This window comes from Candidatus Methylomirabilota bacterium (genome assembly GCA_036001065.1).
GTDB lineage: Bacteria > Methylomirabilota > Methylomirabilia > Rokubacteriales > CSP1-6 > MNEF01.
This window is the reverse complement of the sequence record DASYUQ010000174.1, coordinates 1-16,198: the sequence shown is the minus strand read 5'-3', so window position 1 is coordinate 16,198 and position 16,198 is coordinate 1. Positions and strand designations below refer to the sequence as shown.

The window sequence follows — 16,198 nt, the reverse complement described above, 5'->3', positions numbered from 1 at the left end:
GAGCCAGCCATGAGCGAAGGGACTTCGTTGATCCGCGGGCTCGAGGGCGTCGTCGCCGCCGAGACGCGGCTGTGCGACCTCGACGGCAAGAACGGCCGGCTCGCCTATTGCGGGTACGACATCGAGGACCTCGCGAGCCGGGCGACCTTCGAGGAGGTCGCCTACCTCCTCTGGCAGGGCGAGCTGCCGGGCAAGCCGCAGCTCGACCGCTTCGTCACCGAGCTGATCTCGGCGCGGTCGATCCCCCGCGAGCTGATCGAGGCCTTCCGGCTGATGCCGCAGTCCACCGACCCCATGCGCGCGCTGCAGGCGGCCGTGGCCATCCTGGGCATGGACGACCCCGACGCCACCGACAGCTCGCACGACGCCAACCGCCGCAAGGCGGCGCGTCTGGCCAGCCAGCTCGCGACCGCGATCTGCGCCCACCATCGCGTCCGCAGCGGCCAGGAGCCCGTCGCGCCCGCGGCCGATCTCCCCCACGCCGCCAACTTCCTCTACATGCTGACCGGCGGGCGCCCCTCGGCCACGGCGGCCAAGGCCTTCGACGCGAGCCTCACGCTCTACGCCGAGCACGAGATGAACGCGTCCACCTTCACCACGCGCGTCATCACCTCGACGCAGTCGGACATGCACTCGGCGGTGGCCGGCGGCGTGGGCGCTCTCAAGGGGCCTCTCCACGGCGGGGCGGGTGAAGCGGTCATGCGCACGCTCATGGAGATCGGTGAGGTCGCCAACGTGGACCGCTTCACCGAAGAAGCGCTCCGGAGCAAGCGCCGGCTCATGGGCTTCGGCCACCGCGTTTACCGGGCCGGCGACCCGCGGGCGGCCATCCTCAGAGGGATGGCCGAGGAGGCGTGCCGACAGTCGGGGCAGTTCAAGTGGTTTCAAATATCGGTGAAGCTCCACGAGCGGATCAGCGCGGCGAAAGGACTGATCCCTAACGTCGATTTCTATTCAGCTCCCCTCTTCTACTCTCTGGGGATCCCCATCGATCTCTTCACGCCAGTCATCGCGGCCGGCCGCATCGCCGGCTGGACCGCCAACATCATCGAGCAGCACGACGACAATCGTCTGATCCGGCCGCGCGGCGAGTACACCGGGGCCGGCCGGCGCGCCTTCGTGCCGTTGGAACGGCGCTGAGCATGGGCCGGAGCCTCACCCACAAGCTGATCGAGAGCCACCTGGCCGCGGGCAAGGCGGTCGTCGGCGAAGAAATCGGCCTGGGCATGGACCAGATCCTGCTGACGGACACCAACGGCACCATGGCGTTTCTCCAGTTCGAGGCGCTGGGCTTCCGGCGCGTGGCCGCCCCCCGGGTCGTCACCTACATCGACCACAACGTCTACCAGTTCGACTCGCGGAACTCCGACGACCACCGCTATCTCGGCACCGCGTCGCGGAAGTACGGCGCCATGTTCTCCAAGCCCGGCAACGGCATCTGCCATCAAGTGCACCTGGAGACCTTCTCGGTGCCGGGGCAGACGCTGCTGGGCAGCGACAGCCACACGCCGCTCTGCGGGGCGGTGGGAATGCTCGCCATCGGCGCCGGCAGCCTCGACGTGGCGGTGGCGATGGGCGGCGGCCCCTACTTCCTCACGATGCCGGCCGTCGTCCGCGTCTGGCTGACCGGCGCCCTGCGCCCGTGGGTCACCGCCAAGGACGTGATCCTCGAGCTGCTGCGCCGGCTGAGCGTCCGCGGCGGGAGCGGCAAGATCTTCGAGTACGCCGGCCCGGGCCTGGCCAGCCTGCTCGTCGCCCAGCGCATGACCATCGCCAACATGGGCGCCGAGCTGGGGCTCACGACGAGCGTCTTTCCCAGCGACGAGGTCACGCGCTCGTACCTGTCGCGGCTCGGCCGCGGCGCCGACTGGCGACCGGCCGCGCCCGACGACGACGCGCCCTACGACGATCAGCTCGAGCTGGACCTCGGCGCCATCGGGCCACTGGTCGCCCTGCCCGGCTCGCCCGACCGCGTGGTGCCGGTGGAGGAGGTGGCGGGGACAGCGGTCGAGCAGGTGATGGTGGGCTCGTGCACGAACGGCTCGTGGCACGACATGGCGTCGGTCACCGCGGTACTGCGGGGCCGCCGCGTGCATCCGTCGGTGTCATTCGTCCTCTTCCCCGGCAGCCACCGCGTCCTCGAGACGATGGCCCGCGAGGGTTTGCTCACCGATCTTCTCGAGGCCGGCGTCACCGTCTCCGAGTCGACCTGCGGCGCCTGCCCGGGCCTCGGCCACGTGCCGGCCAGCGGGGCCAAGAGCCTGCGCGCCTTCAACCGCAACTTCCCCGGCCGCAGCGGCGTCAAGGACGATCAGGTCTATCTCTGCTCGTCGGTGGTCGCCGCCGCCTCGGCGCTGAGCGGCGTCATCACCGATCCGCGCACGCTCGGCCCCGAGCCGCCGCTGCGCCTGCCGGCGAGCTTCGCGGCGTCGACGGCCGGGCTGGTCGAGCCCGACCTCCAGGGCGAGGTCGCGCGCGGCCCGAACATCAAGCCGGTCCCGCTCGGCGAGCCCGTGGCCGAGACGCTGGAAGCGCCTGTGCTGCTGAAGCTCGGCGACGAGGTCTCCACCGACGACATCTCTCCGTCGGGGGCCGGCATCCTGATCTTCCGCTCGAACGTCCCCGCGATCGCCGAGTTCTGCTTCAAGCACGTCGATCAGGAGTTCGTGGCCCGCGCCAAGGCCGCCGGCCGGGGAGTGATCGTGGCGGGGGAAGCGTATGGCCAGGGATCCTCCCGCGAGGTGGCCGCCATGGCGCCGATGTACCTGGGCGTCCGCGCCGTGATCGCGAAGTCGTTCGCGCGCATCCACCGCGCCAACCTCATCAACTGGGGCATCGTCCCCCTCACCTGCGACGACTCCGGCGGTTGGGACGATCTGGAGCGCGACGACCGGCTCCGGATCGAGGGGCTGCGCGCGGCCCTGGCGGCGGGCGCGCGCGTGACCGTCGTCAACACGCGCACGGGCGGGCACTTCGCGGCCTCCTGCGTGCTGACACCGCGCGAGCGCGAGATCCTCCTGGCCGGCGGGCTGCTCGCTCACACCCGGTCCGCGCGGGCGGCGCGCCAAAATGATTCCACGGTTCGAGCGCCGGCTTCGCCGGCGCCATCGGTCCTGGGGGAGGCCTCGGAGGGGGTCGTAACGTCCGCCCCCTCCGAATAAATGACGCAGCGGCGCATCCGGGCGGTCTTCATGCGCGGCGGGACGAGCCGCGCGATCTTCTTCCACGAGGAGGACCTGCCGCATCCGGGGCCGGCGCGCGATCGCATCCTGCTCGCCGCGCTGGGCAGCCCCGACCCTTACGGGCGCCAGCTCGACGGTCTCGGCGGCGGCATCTCGTCGCTCTCCAAGGCGTGCATCATCGGCCCGCCCACCCATTCGGACGCCGACGTGAACTACACGTTCGCCCAGGTCGACGTGAGGACCCCCGTCGTGGACTACGCCGGCAACTGTGGCAACTGCTCGGCCGCCGTCGGCCCGTTCGCCATCGACGAGAAGATCGTACCCGCCGTCGCCGACGAGAAGATCGTGCGGATCCACAATACGAACACCAGGAAGATCATCGTGGCCCACGTGCCGGTGAAGGACGGCGAGGCGGCGGTGGAAGGTGACTTCGAGCTGGCCGGCGTGCCCGGCCGCGGCGCCAAGATCGCGCTCGACTTCATCGACCCCGGCGGCGCGGCCACCGGGGGGCTGCTGCCCACGGGCCGGCCGCGCGAAGCGGTCGGCGGCGTGGAGGCCTCGCTGGTGGACGCCACCAACCCCGTGGTCTTCGTCCGGGCCCGGGACCTCGGGCTCACGGGCGCCGAGACGCCGGAGGCGATCGACGCCGATCGCGCGCTCGGAGCCCGCCTGGAGGCGGTCCGGGTGGAGGCCGCCGGCCGGATGGGCGTTCCCGGAAGTGCCGCCGTCCCCAAGATCGCGGTCGTCGCTGGGGCCGCGCCCTTCCGGGCGCTCGACGGAAAACCCTACGCCTCCGACCAGGTCGACCTGCTGGCGCGCGTCATGTCGATGGGCCACTGCCACCGGGCCTTCGCACTGACCGCCGCCATGTGCCTGGCGGTGGCCGCCCGCATCGAAGGGACGGTGGTCCACGAATGCGCGCCCGGCGACAAGGACGGTGACGTCAGGCTCGGCCACCCGTCGGGGGTGCTGCCCATCGCGGCCACGGTGACCATTCGCGACGGCGAACCGTGGGCGGAGCGCGTCACCGTCTACCGAACGGCGCGCCGCCTGATGGAAGGGTTCGTGAGGGTTCTGTGAGCCGCCTCTATCTCATCGCCGGCGGAGACGAGATCACGAGGCGGCGGCCCCTGCTGCCCGCCGGCAGCGTGATCGAGGCGTGGGCCGACCTCTACACGCCCGGGCTCGTCTGGGTGGGCGAAGAGTCCAAGATGCTGCTCGACTCGGTCGGCGAGCCGCTGAGCGCGCGGCTCGCGCTGCCCGGCGAAGGTGTCCCCGTCTACTACGGGCCCCAGCTCCGCGACATCGAATCGCTCCCGCCCGAGGGCTCGCTGAGGGCGCGGGCGCTCTCCGCGCACGGCATCGCGGTGGCCTGGATCACCCTGGATCGCGGCGGCCAGCGCACCGCGTATCAGCCGCAGGCGCCCACCGATCCCGTCTTCCACCTGCGGCGGCGGGGCGGCGGCCCCGGCCATCTCTGGCGGCTCTTCTCGACGAAGCGGGAAGCGCAGGCCTACATGGCCGAGTCCTACGGCCACGACTCCGAGGCGGTGGAATGGGCGGAGAGCCTGACGGTGGAGGACTTCGACAGCCTGCTCAAGCGCCACGCCGGCAAATGACGACGGCGGTCGCCGAGGCTCCACCCGCATCTGGGAGCGATCGCTTCTACGCCGCCGTCCGGCTGATCGCGCGGTTCTGGCTCTGGTTCTTCTTCAAGCGCGTGGACGCGCGGCACTCCGAGCGGGTGCCGGAGCGGGGACCGGTCCTGCTCTGCATCAACCATCCCAACAACCTCATCGACTCCCTGCTGGTCGGTGCCGTCCTCACCCGGAAGGCCCACTACCTGGCCACCGCCGCGCTCTTCCGCAATCCGCTCTTGGCGCGCTTCCTCGCCGCCTGCGGCGCCATGCCCGTCTACCGGAGGCAGGACGACCCGGACAAGATGGCAGTGCCAGCCGCAGGACGGACGTGGGCCGCAGGGCGAGCCGCAGCGCGGCCGGGGGCTGGGGCCACCGCGCGCGAGGCGAGCGAATCAAACTCGCCCCACGCGTCCGAGGCGAGCCCACGAGCCGACCGCAACGCCGACGTCTTCGCGGCCTGTCACCGCGCCTTCGCTGAGGGCCGGCTCATCGCGATCTATCCCGAGGGCACCACGCACGCCGAGGCCCGCGTCCAGCGCATCAGGACCGGCGCCGCCCGTATCGCGCTGGGCTACGAGGTGGACCACCCTGGAGCGCTGCGGGTCATTCCGGTCGGCCTGTCCTTCGAAGCGCGCAAGTCCTTCAAGGGGCGGGTGCTCGTCTCCTTCGGCGAGCCGATCCCGATCGCCGCGTACGTCGCGGCCTACCGCGCCGACGCCGCCAAGGCCGTGGAGGCGCTGACCACCGCGATCCAGTGGGCCATGGAGGCCCAGGTAGTCCACGTGGACCGGATCGAGGCCGCCGAGGTCGTCCGGGCCGTGGAGGAGCTCTATCGGGGCGACCTGATCCGCGAGCTGCGGGAGGAGCGCGGGCTCGCTGACACGCAGATCGATCTCTTCCGCCTGTCGCGCACGATCGTGGACGCGGTGCAGCACTTCAAGGCGCGCGAGCCGGAGCGGGTCGAGCGGATCTGGCAGCGGATCCAGGGCTATCGCGCCCTCCTCCGTGCCTATCGGGTGAAGGACGAGGCCGTGCAGGCGCGGCTGGGACACCCGCCGACCCGGAGGCGCCTCCGGCGCACCGGGGGCGCGATCGCGGGCTTCCCCATCTTCCTCTATGGCGCCGCCGTCAACGCGCTGCCCTACTTCGTCCCCCGCTGGCTCGCTCGGGCCACCGCGCGCAAGGAAACCGACTACGCGACGACGCGGCTGCTGGCGAGCATCGTCGCCTTTCCCCTCTTTTGGGGGCTCGAGGTCTGGCTGGTGGCGCGCCTAGCCGGTCGGGGCTGGGCCGCCCTCTTCACGCTCTCACTGCCCCTCACCGGCGTGGTGGCCTACCACTACTTCCGCGGGCTGGGCCGGCTCCGGCGCGCGCTGCGCTTCGGTGTGCTGGCGCTCACGCGCGACCAGGTCGCGCGCGAGCTGATCGCCGAGCGCGGCGCCGTCATCGCGGAGCTGGACCGCGCCAAGACCGACTACCTCACGGCCACCCGGGGGTCCTCCTTTTGAGCGTGCATCGACTCGAAGAGATGTCCACGCGGGCGCTGGACGCGCTCGACCGGCAGCGCACCGTCATCATCCTCACCGTCAGCCCGCTCGAAGAGCACGGGCCCCACCTGCCGTTGGGTGTCGATGCGTTCACCGCGCGCCACTTCGCGCGCGAGATCGCCGCGCGCCTGGTCGCCGAGCGACCGGGATGGGCGGTCGTCCTGGCCCCGACCCTCCACCTCGGCTCGTGCGCTTTCGACGCCGCCGGCACCGTCGCCGTGCGCCAACGCGTGGTGCGGGATGCGCTGGTGGACTGGGGCGACGCCCTCGCCCGCGCCGGCTTCCGGCACATCCTCGTGGCCAATGGCCACGCCGGCCCCACCCATCTCGTCGCGCTGGACGAGGCGGCGACCCTCGTCTCGCGGCGCCGCGGGGTACGAATGGCCTCTCTGAGCGGCCGGCTGGCCTGGGCCTTCCGCTCCGGCCGTTTCCTCGACAAGGTCGAGGCGGCTCTGGGCCGCCCGCTCAGCGATGCCGAGCAGCGGGCCTTCGCGGAGGACGCGCACGCGGGCTGGTGGGAGACCTCGATGATGCTGATGCTGCGGCCCGAGCTGGTCGACGAGGCCTACCGCACCCTGCCTCCCGCCACCTACTCGCTCCCCGAGCGCCTGATCCCCAACTATCCGCTCAAGGGCGGCGGTGAAGGCTACGTCGGCCACCCGGCGCTGGCCGACCCGGCCTTCGCGAAAGCCACGACCGAGGTGCTGGTGAGCGAGGCGATGGCGCTCGTGGACGCGTTGCTGGACGGGCGGCTCGGCCCCGGCGATCGCCCTTCGCTGCTGTTCTCGCTCCCGTTCTTCCGCACCAACTTCTGGCCGCTGGCCGCCGCCGCGGGCCTCGCCCTCGCCGCGCTCGGGTGGCTCCGTCCGCGCCCCCGCGCCTGATGCTCGATCTGGAGACCGGGCGCGGCGTGGCCTGGCTCCGGCTGAGCCGTCCCGAGGCGCTGAACGCGCTGAACCGTGCGCTCACGGCAGCGCTGGAGGGGGCGCTCGACCGCGTCAGCGCGATGGAGGACGTCAGCGTCCTCGTCGTCGTCGGGCGCGGCCGCGCCTTCTGCGCGGGTAACGACATCACCGAGATGGCCACGCTCAGCGCGGAGGAGGCCGAGGCGCTGGCCCGGCGTCAGGCGGCGCTCCTGGAGCGCTTCGCGCGCCTGCCGCAGGTGACGCTGGCGGCGGTCGACGGCTACGCCCTGGGGGGCGGGCTGATGCTGGCGGTGGCCCAGGACTTGCGGATCGCGTCGGACCGCGCCCGCTTCGGCCTGCCCGAGGTGACGCTCGGCTTCAACCCCGCCTACGGGATCGCCCGGCTGCTGGACGTCGCCGGCGGCACCCACGGCCGCGACTTGCTGCTGACCGGGCGCACCATCCACGCCAGTGAGGCGCTCCGGATGGGACTCGTCAACCGCGTGGTGGCGGCGCCGACGCTGGAGGCCGCCGCCGAGGCGTGGGCGACCGACATCGCGCGCTCGCCGCGGGTGGGGCTGGCGGCGACGAAGGCGATCGTGGCCACGCTGCGGGGCGGCGGGCGCGGCCCGGAGCCCGAGGCCTACGGGGCGGCGCTGAGGACGAGTCCGGCCGCCCGGGAGCTGATCGAGGCGTTCGTCAACCGCAAGAGACGCCGCTAGGTCATCGAAGGGGGCGGACGTTACGGCCCCCTCCGAGATTCATAGTCGGAGGGGGCCTCACGGCCCCCTCCGAACCTCCCCAGGGGAGATTGCGCCGGCGGAGCCGGCGCTCGAAACGGCGAGGAGTGGTCGCAGCGAGCTCGCGGCATACGCCGACAGGCCGTTAGCCCGCGTTCAGGCGGGCACCAGGCGGCCGCGGCGCATGTCCCCGTCCGCCTCCCGCACCAGCTCGTCGGCGACGTCCGGCGGCACCTCGCGGAAGGAGACGCCGACGCTGCACTGCACGGTGAGCGACAGCCCCCGGCGGCCCGACAGCTCCGAGAGCTTCTCCGCCACGCGGTGCAGCACCCGCTCGACGTCGCGGGCATGCGTGTCCAGCAGGAGCAGGGCGAACTCGTCGGCGCCGTAGCGGGCGACGAGGTCGGTCGCCCTGGTGGTGCTGGTGAGCGCGTCGGCGACGGTGCGCAGCACCTCGTCGCCGACCGTGTAGCCGAAGCGGTCGTTGATCGTCCTCAGACGCAGGACGTCGAAGAGCAGCAGCAACACGCCGCTCTTCCGGCGCCGGGCGCCGGCGGCGAGCCGCCGGTACTGGTCGTGGAACGCGCGGCGGCTGGCCAGACCCGTCAGGGTGTCGGGCGCATAGCGGGCCAGTCGGCGGTCGGCCTCGAGCAGCCGCCGCGCGAGCAGCCGCAGGAGCGCCAGCGCCACTTCGGAAGAGCCCTCGAGCGCCTGGAGGAAGCGCTCGTGACGCAGCGCCAGGCAGCGGGTCCGCTCCATGGCGATGACGGTCGCCGAGCGCGGCCGACTGGTCAGCGTGCTCAGCTCGCCGAAGATCTCCCCTTCCCCGAGCCCGCCGAGGACGGCTTCGGTCATCGCGTCGGCCATCGCCTCGACCACGCGGACGCGCCCGGAAAGGATGACGAAGACGCGCTCATCGAGCTCGCCCTCGCTGACGATGACGTGGCCGGCCGGATAGGCGTGCTCGGTGGCGCCCTGGATCAGATGTCGCAGCCGCTCGCCCCCCAGCGGCTGGAACAGGGGGAACTGGGCGAGGATGCCGGCGAAATCGCGGGGCTCGTCGGCCTGGCGAGTCTCGACGTGCTCGGGGCTGGCCGCCTCCGCGGTGGCCAGCGCCCGCGCCAGCCACGCCCGCACCCGCGCATGGAGCATCGGCGGACTGAAGGGCTTGGCCAGATAATCGCAGAAGGGCGCGCCGGCCTTCTCGGCCGCCTGCGCCGCGCTCGGCTCCTCGGTGAGGAGCAGCATCGGGAAGCTGCGGCGCCCCATGCGCTCGACCAGGGAACGGATCAGGGCGGCGCCGTCGCCGTCGGGCAGGCGCGCGTCGACGATCGCCAGGTCGGGGGCGACCTCGGGGCCGCGCGTCAGCGCGGCGCGCATGTCCGGCACCGCGACCACCGACAGGTCGTCCGCCGCCAGAATCTCCTCGATGGCCGCGATCTCGTCGCCGTTGGAGCTGACCAGCAGCACGCGCCCGCCGGCCACCGGACGGCGGTGGAGAGCCGAGATCGCCGCCACCGGCTTGACGGCGCCCCGCCCGTCCACCCGCAGCGCGAGCCCCTCGGCGGCCGCGAAGACCTCCAGGCCTCCCCCGGCGCGGGCGGCGCGGTCACGGGCCCACGTTTCCATCCGCTCGATCATGGCGTCGTCGTGGGTGGGGTCGTGGTGGAAGAGCGCGAGCCGGCGCACGCCGGCGGCCAGGGCGACGTCGGTGGCGTACTCGACGGGGCTGTGGCCCCACCCGATCTTGCCCTGGTACTCCTCGTCGCTGTACTGCGCGTCGTGAATGACGAGGTCGGCGCCGCGCAGGAACGTGATGTGGTTCTGGTCGCCCGGATGGTCGGAGACCCCGCCCCCGGGCTTCCAGAACGGCTCGTGGTCGGTCGTGTAGGCGATGGTGGCGCCGCCCGCCGACATCCGGTAGGCGATGGTGGGCGCGGTGTGGTTGAGGTACTGCGTCTCGACCAGCACGTCGCCCAGGCGGAAGAAACCCTCGTCCAGCTCGGTGAAGTGGATGCGGCTCCGCAGATCACGGAGCGTCACCGGGAAGTAGGCGTACTCCATCTGCCCCGCCATCGCCTCCTCCAGGCTGCGCTGGAAGCCGACGGGGGCATAGATGTTCAGCTCGACGCCCGGCATGAACGCCGGGACGAAGAAGGGAAAGCCTTGGATGTGATCCCAGTGGGTGTGTCCGATGAAGAGGTTGAGCCGGAGGGGCTGGGCCTCCGAGCGCGCCAGGTGCAGGCCGAGCGCCCGCGCGCCGGTGCCGCAGTCGAGCACGATCAGCGTACCGTCGTCACTCCGCACCTCGACGCACGAGGTGTTGCCGCCGTACCGCGCCGTGTCCGGACCCGGAGCGGCGATGGAGCCGCGCGTTCCCCAGAAGCGTACGTGCACGAGCCCTCCATCGGTCGGCCAGAATCTCCAACGCCGGCGTCACGAATTCTAGCATGCTGGCCGTGGCCGCCGGCGATCAAGCGCGCTAGAATGAGGCGCCCCGCGGGCGGCACGAACGCTCCGGACACCGAGGGAGGTCCGCATGGCCACGACACGGCGCAACTTTCTGAGACTGCTCGGCGGCGCCTCGGCCGCGCTGGCGGCGCGGCTGGACGGGCCGCCCGCGTTCGCGCAGGCGGGTCCGGTCAAGATCGGGGTGCTGGCCGCCAAGGCCGGAGTCACGGCGCCGGTGGGGGAGTCCGGGCTCCGGGGCACGCAGTTCGCCGTGGACCGCATCAACGCGGCCGGCGGCATCCTCGGCCGCCGGATCGAGCTGGTCGTCGAGGAAGAGTCGAACCCCAAAGACACGGTGGAGCGGTTCCGGAAGCTCGCGCTGCAGACCCGGGTGGATGTCATCACCGGCGTCGTCTCCACGGGGGTGGGCCTGGCCATCGGTCCCGTCGCCGAGGAGCTCAAGACGCTGTGGCTGGCCTGGGACGCCACGACCCAGAAGGGCGTGGAGGAGACCATGCCCAAGCCCCGGTACTCGTTCCGCAGCGTCGATAACGAGGCGGAAGCCGTGATGGCGTCGATCCTGACCGCCAAGCACTTCAAGGGGAAGATCAAGACGGTCGCCGGCATCAACAACGATTATTCGTACGGGCGCGACAACTGGGCGGCGTTCCTGGCCATCATGAAGAAGCTGGGGATGGGCGTCACGCCGGTGGTGGACCTCTGGCCCAAGCTGGGCGAGACCAACTTCACTTCGCACGTGGCCGCGCTGGGGCAGGCCCGGCCCGACCTGATCTTCTGCTCGTTCTGGTCGGGCGACGCCCCGATTTTGATGAAGCAGGCTCACGCAGCCGGGCTGACGGCCACCATCAGATTTGTCATGACCACGGCCGGCGGCGTGCACGAGTCGCTCAAGAAGGCATTCACGCCCGAGGGGATGATCCTCGGCTACAACTCGATGTACTTCGAGGCGCCGAACGCGAGCCCGCTCCTCCGCGAGTTCGTCCGCTGGCACCAGGAGCGGTTCAAGGAGTGGCCGAACTACGAATCGGACCACGCCTACTTCACGCTGGCAGCCTACCGGGCGGCGGTGGAGAAGGCCGCCAGGGCCGCGGGCGGCAAGTGGCCGTCTCCCGACCAGATCATCGAGGCGCTGGAGGGCATGGAGGTCGAGTCGCTGTCGGGCAAGCGTAGCTACCGGGCCGACCACATCATGGAGTGCAGCTTCTTCCAGGGCCTCAGCACCTACCGGAACAAGCACGACTTCGTCACCGTCGACCCCCTCGAGGTGATGTCCACCAGGCAGATCCAGAAACCCTCGGGCCTGGGCCTCTACGAGTGGATCAACAGCTGGAAGGCGTGAGGATTCCGGGTCCCTGATCCAGCAGAGCGTCAACATCGTGCTCGGCGGCGTGTTCCACGCCGCCGTGCTCTTTCTCGCGGCGGCCGGGCTGCAGCTCGTCTTCGGCGTCCAGAAGATCCTCAACCTCGCCTGCGGCTCGTTCTACGCGCTGGGCGCCTACTTCGGCGTGTCGCTCGTCACCTGGGCTCTGGGGGCGGGCGTCCCGCCATCCCTCTTTCTGGGCGTCCTGATCCTCGGCGGCGTCCTCCTGGCCGTGATCGGCCCCCCGGTCGAGCGGCTGCTCCGGACCATCTCCGACCGCGACGAGAGCTTCCAGCTCCTGCTCACCTTCGCGCTCGTGCTCATGTTCGAGGACGTGATCCGGTTCCTCTGGGGCACCGCCCCCCACCAGCTCGGCTCCGTCTACCTGCTCTACGGCCAGCTCAAGGTCGGCGCCCTCACCATTCCCGTCTACAACCTGGTCGTCATCGCCGCCGGCGCCACGATCGCCGCCGCGGTGGGATGGCTGCTCACGCGCACGCGCTTCGGCCGCCTCGTTCGCGCCGCCGCCGAGAACCCGCGCATGGCCGAAGCGCTGGGCATCGACCTGGCCCGCCTCTACTCCCGCGTCTTCACGCTCGGCGTCGCCCTGGGCACGGTGGGCGGCGCGCTCGTCATCCCGGCCACGGCGGCGGTGAACGAGATGGGCATCGAGCTGATCGTCGAGGCCTTCGCCGTCGTCGTCATCGGCGGGCTCGGCAGCATGCGCGGGGCGTTCGCCGGCGCGCTCATCGTGGGCGTGCTCAAGGCGGTGGCCATCGCGACCTACCCCGAGGTGGAGATGCTGGCCATCTACGTGATCGTCATCGCCGTCCTCGTCCTGCGCCCGGCCGGGCTCTTCGCGAGGGCGGCGGCGTGATCGGCCGCGGCGCCCTCGGACTGGCCCTGCTGGCGGTGGCGCTGGTGCCATTCGCCGGCCGGGCGTACTACGCCACGCTGATGCTGCCGTTCTTCGGCTACGGTCTGGCGCTGCTGGGCCTCAATCTATTGTTCGGCTACACCGGGTTGCTCTCCTTCGGCCATGCCCTCTTCCTGGCGCTGGGCGCCTACACCGCGGCCTACCTGACGAGCGCCGCCGGCGTGCTGCATTTCGAGGCGATCCTGCTCGCCGCCGCCGCGGTGGCCGCGGTGGGGGCGGTGCCCACCGGTCTCTTGTGCGTGCGTTACGTCAAGATCTACTTCGGCATGCTGACGCTGGCGTTCGGGATGCTCTTCTACTCGTTCCTCTTCAAGTTCTACAACCTGACCGGCGGCGACGAGGGCATGCGCGTGCTGCGCCCCAAGCTCCTGGGCCGCGGGTTCCACGCCCTCGACAAGGTCGAGTTCCTCACCGGCCCCTATTACTATTACGCGCTGGCGCTGTTGGTCCTGGGCACCGTCGTTATGTGGCGTATCGTGCGCTCGCCCTTCGGGCTCTGCCTGCGGGCGATCCGCGAGAACCCCGACAAGGCGGCGTCGACGGGCGTGAGCGCGCGGCGCTACCGCCTGGCGGCCTTCGTGATCGCCGGCGTGTTCGGCGGCGTCGGCGGAGCGTTGCTGGCCGTGCCCACCGGGCTGGCCGATCCCCTGCTGGCGTACTGGACGCACTCGGGCAACCTGGTCTTCATGCTGTTGCTGGGCGGCTTCGCCAACTTCTTCGGCCCGATCCTGGGCGCCTTCGTCTTCATCTTCCTGCAGGACCAGGTCATGTCCCTCACGCAATACTGGCGATTCATCTTCGGCGCGCTCTTGGCCATCGTGGTCATCTTCTTCCCCCGTGGGCTCCTGGGGCTTTTCTTTGATCCGGAGGGGACCTCGGCGGCCCCTCACGGCCCCCTCCGACTCCCTAGTCAGAGAGAGCCTCACGGCCCCCTCCGGATCTCCCCAGAGGGGGCGCCGGCGAAGCCGGCGCTCGAAAACGTCCCGTCACCAGCCCGCTGTGCCGGCACTCGGACGAGTCCGCTGATCGAAGCGCGAGACGTGGTGAAGCGCTATGGCGATGTGGTGGCGCTCGACGGCGTGTCGCTGGCGGTCCGGGAGGGCGAGTTCGTGTCCATCATCGGCCCCAACGGGGCCGGCAAGACGACGCTGGTGAACGTGCTCAGCGGTGTGACGAAGCCGTCGAGCGGCCGCGTGACGTTCAAGGGGGAGGACGTCGCCGGGACCGGGCCGGTACGCCTGGCCCGGCTCGGCCTGGCCCGCAGCTTTCAGCTCGTCCACATCTTCCCCGAGCTCACGGTGGCCGAGACGCTGGCGGTCGCCGTCGTCTCGCGCCTGGGCCGCGGCCGCCGGCTCCTGGCTTCGCTGGCGCGCGACGCGGAGGTCCGGGCGCAGGTCGGCGACGTAGCGGCGCTCTTCGGGTTCGCCGACCGGCTGTCCCGCCCCGCCGGCACGCTCCCGCAGGGGGACAAGAAGCTGCTCGACGTGGCCGGCGCCTTCGCGCTCCACCCCGACGTCATCCTCCTGGACGAGCCCACGTCCGGCGTGAGCACGCGGGACAAGCACGCCATCATGGAGGTCCTGGTGGCGGCGGCCGAGCGCATCGCGATCAAGGCCATCATCCAGGTCGAGCACGACATGGACATCGTCTTCGCCTACTCGGACCGGATCATCGCGCTCCACCAGGGCAAGGTGCTGGCCGACGGCCGGCCCGCCGAGATCCGGGCGAACCGCGAGGTGGTGGACACGGTGATCGGGCGGCGGCGCGCGCAGCCGTGAGATAGCCACCGAGGGTCTCCTTCCCCACGGGGCGGCTGGATCACGCCATTTTCCGCTTGACAGCTTCCGCTGGCCGAGTTGGTCTGCGGCGGCAGCCCGCTAGCAATTGCCGGCCTAGCGGCCGGCAATGCCCAATCTGCATGTTCTCGTTGGGACGGAAATCAAAAATCATTCCTCGTCCCGCGATCGCTCGTCCTGGAGGCTCTCCGGTCGCTCGAAAACCAGGGTGTAGAGTCGCTTCAGCGACAAGGAGCGCTCGCCATGCCGAACGACTGGCCGACTCTGGTTGCCACTCACGATCGCGTCCTGGAGCTGGACCGCCTCGGCGACGAGATCCCCGAGCTGTCCGCTCACCTGGACGCCGCCACCGCGCGCCTCCTCGCCCTGATCCGGCAGTTCGATGCCCGAGGCGGATGGAACACCGGCTTCCGCTCCTGCGCCGCCTGGCTGAGCTGGCGAGTGGGGCTCGACCCGGGCACGGCCCGTGAGCGAGTCCGGGTCGCGCGCGCCCTCGGGGAGCTGCCACTCCTTGCCGAGGCTCTCGGCCGTGGGGAGCCGTCGTACGCCAAGGTCCGCGCCCTGACCCGCGTCGCCACGCCGGAGACCGAGGAGCGCCTGCTCGGAGTGGGGCGGGCCGGCACCGCCGCCCACGTCGAGCGGATCGTGAGGGGCTGGCGGCAGGTGGATCGCCAGGCTGAGGCTCGGGAGACCAAGCGGCGCCATGCGAGCCGGGCGCTTCACGTCTACCAGGACGAGGACGGCATGGTGGTCCTGAGGGGACGGCTCGAGCCCGAAGTCGGCGCGCTGCTCATTCAGGCGCTGGCGGCCGCGCGTGAGACGCTGTACCAGCGGAGCCGAGCCGAGGCGGCCCCGCGCCCGGCTGAGGCGGATGCCCCGACCACGTCCCAGCAGCAGGCGGATGCGCTAGGCCTGCTGGCGGAGACGGCCCTCCATCATGGGCTCGATCCCGGCGCCCCGGGCGAGCGCTACCAGGTGGTGGTCCACGTCGACGCCCCGGCGCTGGCCGACCCCGATCAGCCGGGCCAGTCCGTGCTGGAAGACGGCACACACGTTTCCGCGGAGACGTCCCAGCGCCTGGCGTGCGATGCCAGCCGCGTGGTCATGCGCCACGACGAGAATGGTCACGTGTTGGAGATCGGCGCGCGAACCCGGACGATTCCGCCCGCCTTGCGGCGAGCGCTCCAGCATCGGGACCGGGGCTGCCGCTTCCCGGGCTGCGGCGTCCGCTTCGCGCAGGGGCATCACCTGCATCACTGGGCGCACGGGGGGCCGACCACGCTCTCGAACCTTGCGCTCCTGTGTCGCCGGCATCACCGCGCGGTGCACGAGGAGGGCTACCAGGTCGCTCGGCGGCCCGACGGAACGCTCCAGTTCAGGCGGCCTGACGGTCACCCGCTACCGGAGGTGCCGCCGTCTGCTCCGGTGGTCGCTGATCCCATCGAGGTTCTGCGGGCGTCTCACGAAGCGCAGGGCCTTCGGCTCGACGCGCGGACAACGTGCCCCGGCTGGCTCGGGGAACGCCTCGATCTGGTCTGGGCGATCGACGTCCTGCATCCCCTGGCCTCGAGACCGGGACCTCGGCCAGCACTGGAACAGGGATCGCCGCCCGGCTGCTT

At 71.3% G+C, this 16,198-nt stretch carries 12 protein-coding genes; 11 read left to right on the top strand and 1 reads right to left on the bottom strand.

Going from position 1 to position 16,198, the window contains the following annotated elements; translation table 11 throughout:
* Nucleotides 1–9 precede the first annotated feature (9 nt).
* Genes VGV13_17105 through VGV13_17075 form a run of 7 tightly spaced genes read left to right on the top strand, consistent with a single transcriptional unit; the run spans nucleotide 10 to nucleotide 7,996 of the window.
* Complete coding sequence (locus VGV13_17105) at nucleotides 10–1,140, top strand: citrate/2-methylcitrate synthase (GenBank protein HEV8642810.1); 1,131 nt, start codon at nucleotides 10–12, stop codon at nucleotides 1,138–1,140.
* 2 nt (nucleotides 1,141–1,142) lie between these two features.
* The gene (locus tag VGV13_17100; protein HEV8642809.1) at nucleotides 1,143–3,161 is read left to right on the top strand and encodes an aconitate hydratase; all 2,019 of its coding nucleotides are present in this window, start codon (nucleotides 1,143–1,145) and stop codon (nucleotides 3,159–3,161) included.
* Nucleotides 3,162–4,262 carry a PrpF domain-containing protein gene (locus tag VGV13_17095; protein HEV8642808.1) on the top strand — a complete coding sequence of 367 codons (1,101 nt, stop codon included), beginning with the start codon at nucleotides 3,162–3,164 and terminating at the stop codon, nucleotides 4,260–4,262.
* Nucleotides 4,259–4,801, top strand: coding sequence for a hypothetical protein (locus VGV13_17090; protein HEV8642807.1), 543 nt, complete (start codon nucleotides 4,259–4,261; stop codon nucleotides 4,799–4,801). The genes VGV13_17095 and VGV13_17090 overlap by 4 nt, the downstream gene beginning before the upstream one ends.
* On the top strand, nucleotides 4,798–6,330 hold the full coding sequence (locus tag VGV13_17085) for a 1-acyl-sn-glycerol-3-phosphate acyltransferase (protein ID HEV8642806.1): 1,533 nt from the start codon (nucleotides 4,798–4,800) through the stop codon (nucleotides 6,328–6,330). The genes VGV13_17090 and VGV13_17085 overlap by 4 nt, the downstream gene beginning before the upstream one ends.
* A 2-nt stretch (nucleotides 6,331–6,332) precedes the next feature.
* Nucleotides 6,333–7,253, top strand: coding sequence for a creatininase family protein (locus tag VGV13_17080; protein ID HEV8642805.1), 921 nt, complete (start codon nucleotides 6,333–6,335; stop codon nucleotides 7,251–7,253).
* Complete coding sequence (locus VGV13_17075) at nucleotides 7,253–7,996, top strand: enoyl-CoA hydratase/isomerase family protein (GenBank protein ID HEV8642804.1); 744 nt, start codon at nucleotides 7,253–7,255, stop codon at nucleotides 7,994–7,996. Before VGV13_17080 ends, VGV13_17075 begins: the two co-directional genes overlap by 1 nt.
* 174 nt (nucleotides 7,997–8,170) lie before the next feature.
* Here VGV13_17075 and VGV13_17070 read toward each other — a convergent pair whose 3' ends face one another.
* Entirely contained in the window at nucleotides 8,171–10,411 is a 2,241-nt protein-coding gene (locus tag VGV13_17070) for a diguanylate cyclase (GenBank protein ID HEV8642803.1), read from the bottom strand.
* Nucleotides 10,412–10,553: 142 nt separating this feature from the next.
* On the opposite strand from VGV13_17070, the gene VGV13_17065 reads away from it, so the two are divergent.
* The 4 genes from VGV13_17065 to VGV13_17050 all read left to right on the top strand — a co-directional run.
* Entirely contained in the window at nucleotides 10,554–11,825 is a 1,272-nt protein-coding gene (locus VGV13_17065; GenBank protein ID HEV8642802.1) for an ABC transporter substrate-binding protein, read from the top strand.
* Between the two features lie 37 nt (nucleotides 11,826–11,862).
* Complete coding sequence (locus VGV13_17060) at nucleotides 11,863–12,723, top strand: branched-chain amino acid ABC transporter permease (GenBank protein HEV8642801.1); 861 nt, start codon at nucleotides 11,863–11,865, stop codon at nucleotides 12,721–12,723.
* Nucleotides 12,720–14,561 carry a branched-chain amino acid ABC transporter ATP-binding protein/permease gene (locus VGV13_17055; protein ID HEV8642800.1) on the top strand — a complete coding sequence of 614 codons (1,842 nt, stop codon included), beginning with the start codon at nucleotides 12,720–12,722 and terminating at the stop codon, nucleotides 14,559–14,561. Before VGV13_17060 ends, VGV13_17055 begins: the two co-directional genes overlap by 4 nt.
* Before the next feature lie 261 nt (nucleotides 14,562–14,822).
* Nucleotides 14,823–16,198, top strand: a 1,376-nt coding sequence (locus VGV13_17050; protein HEV8642799.1) for a DUF222 domain-containing protein, incomplete at its 3' end; no start/stop codon positions are given.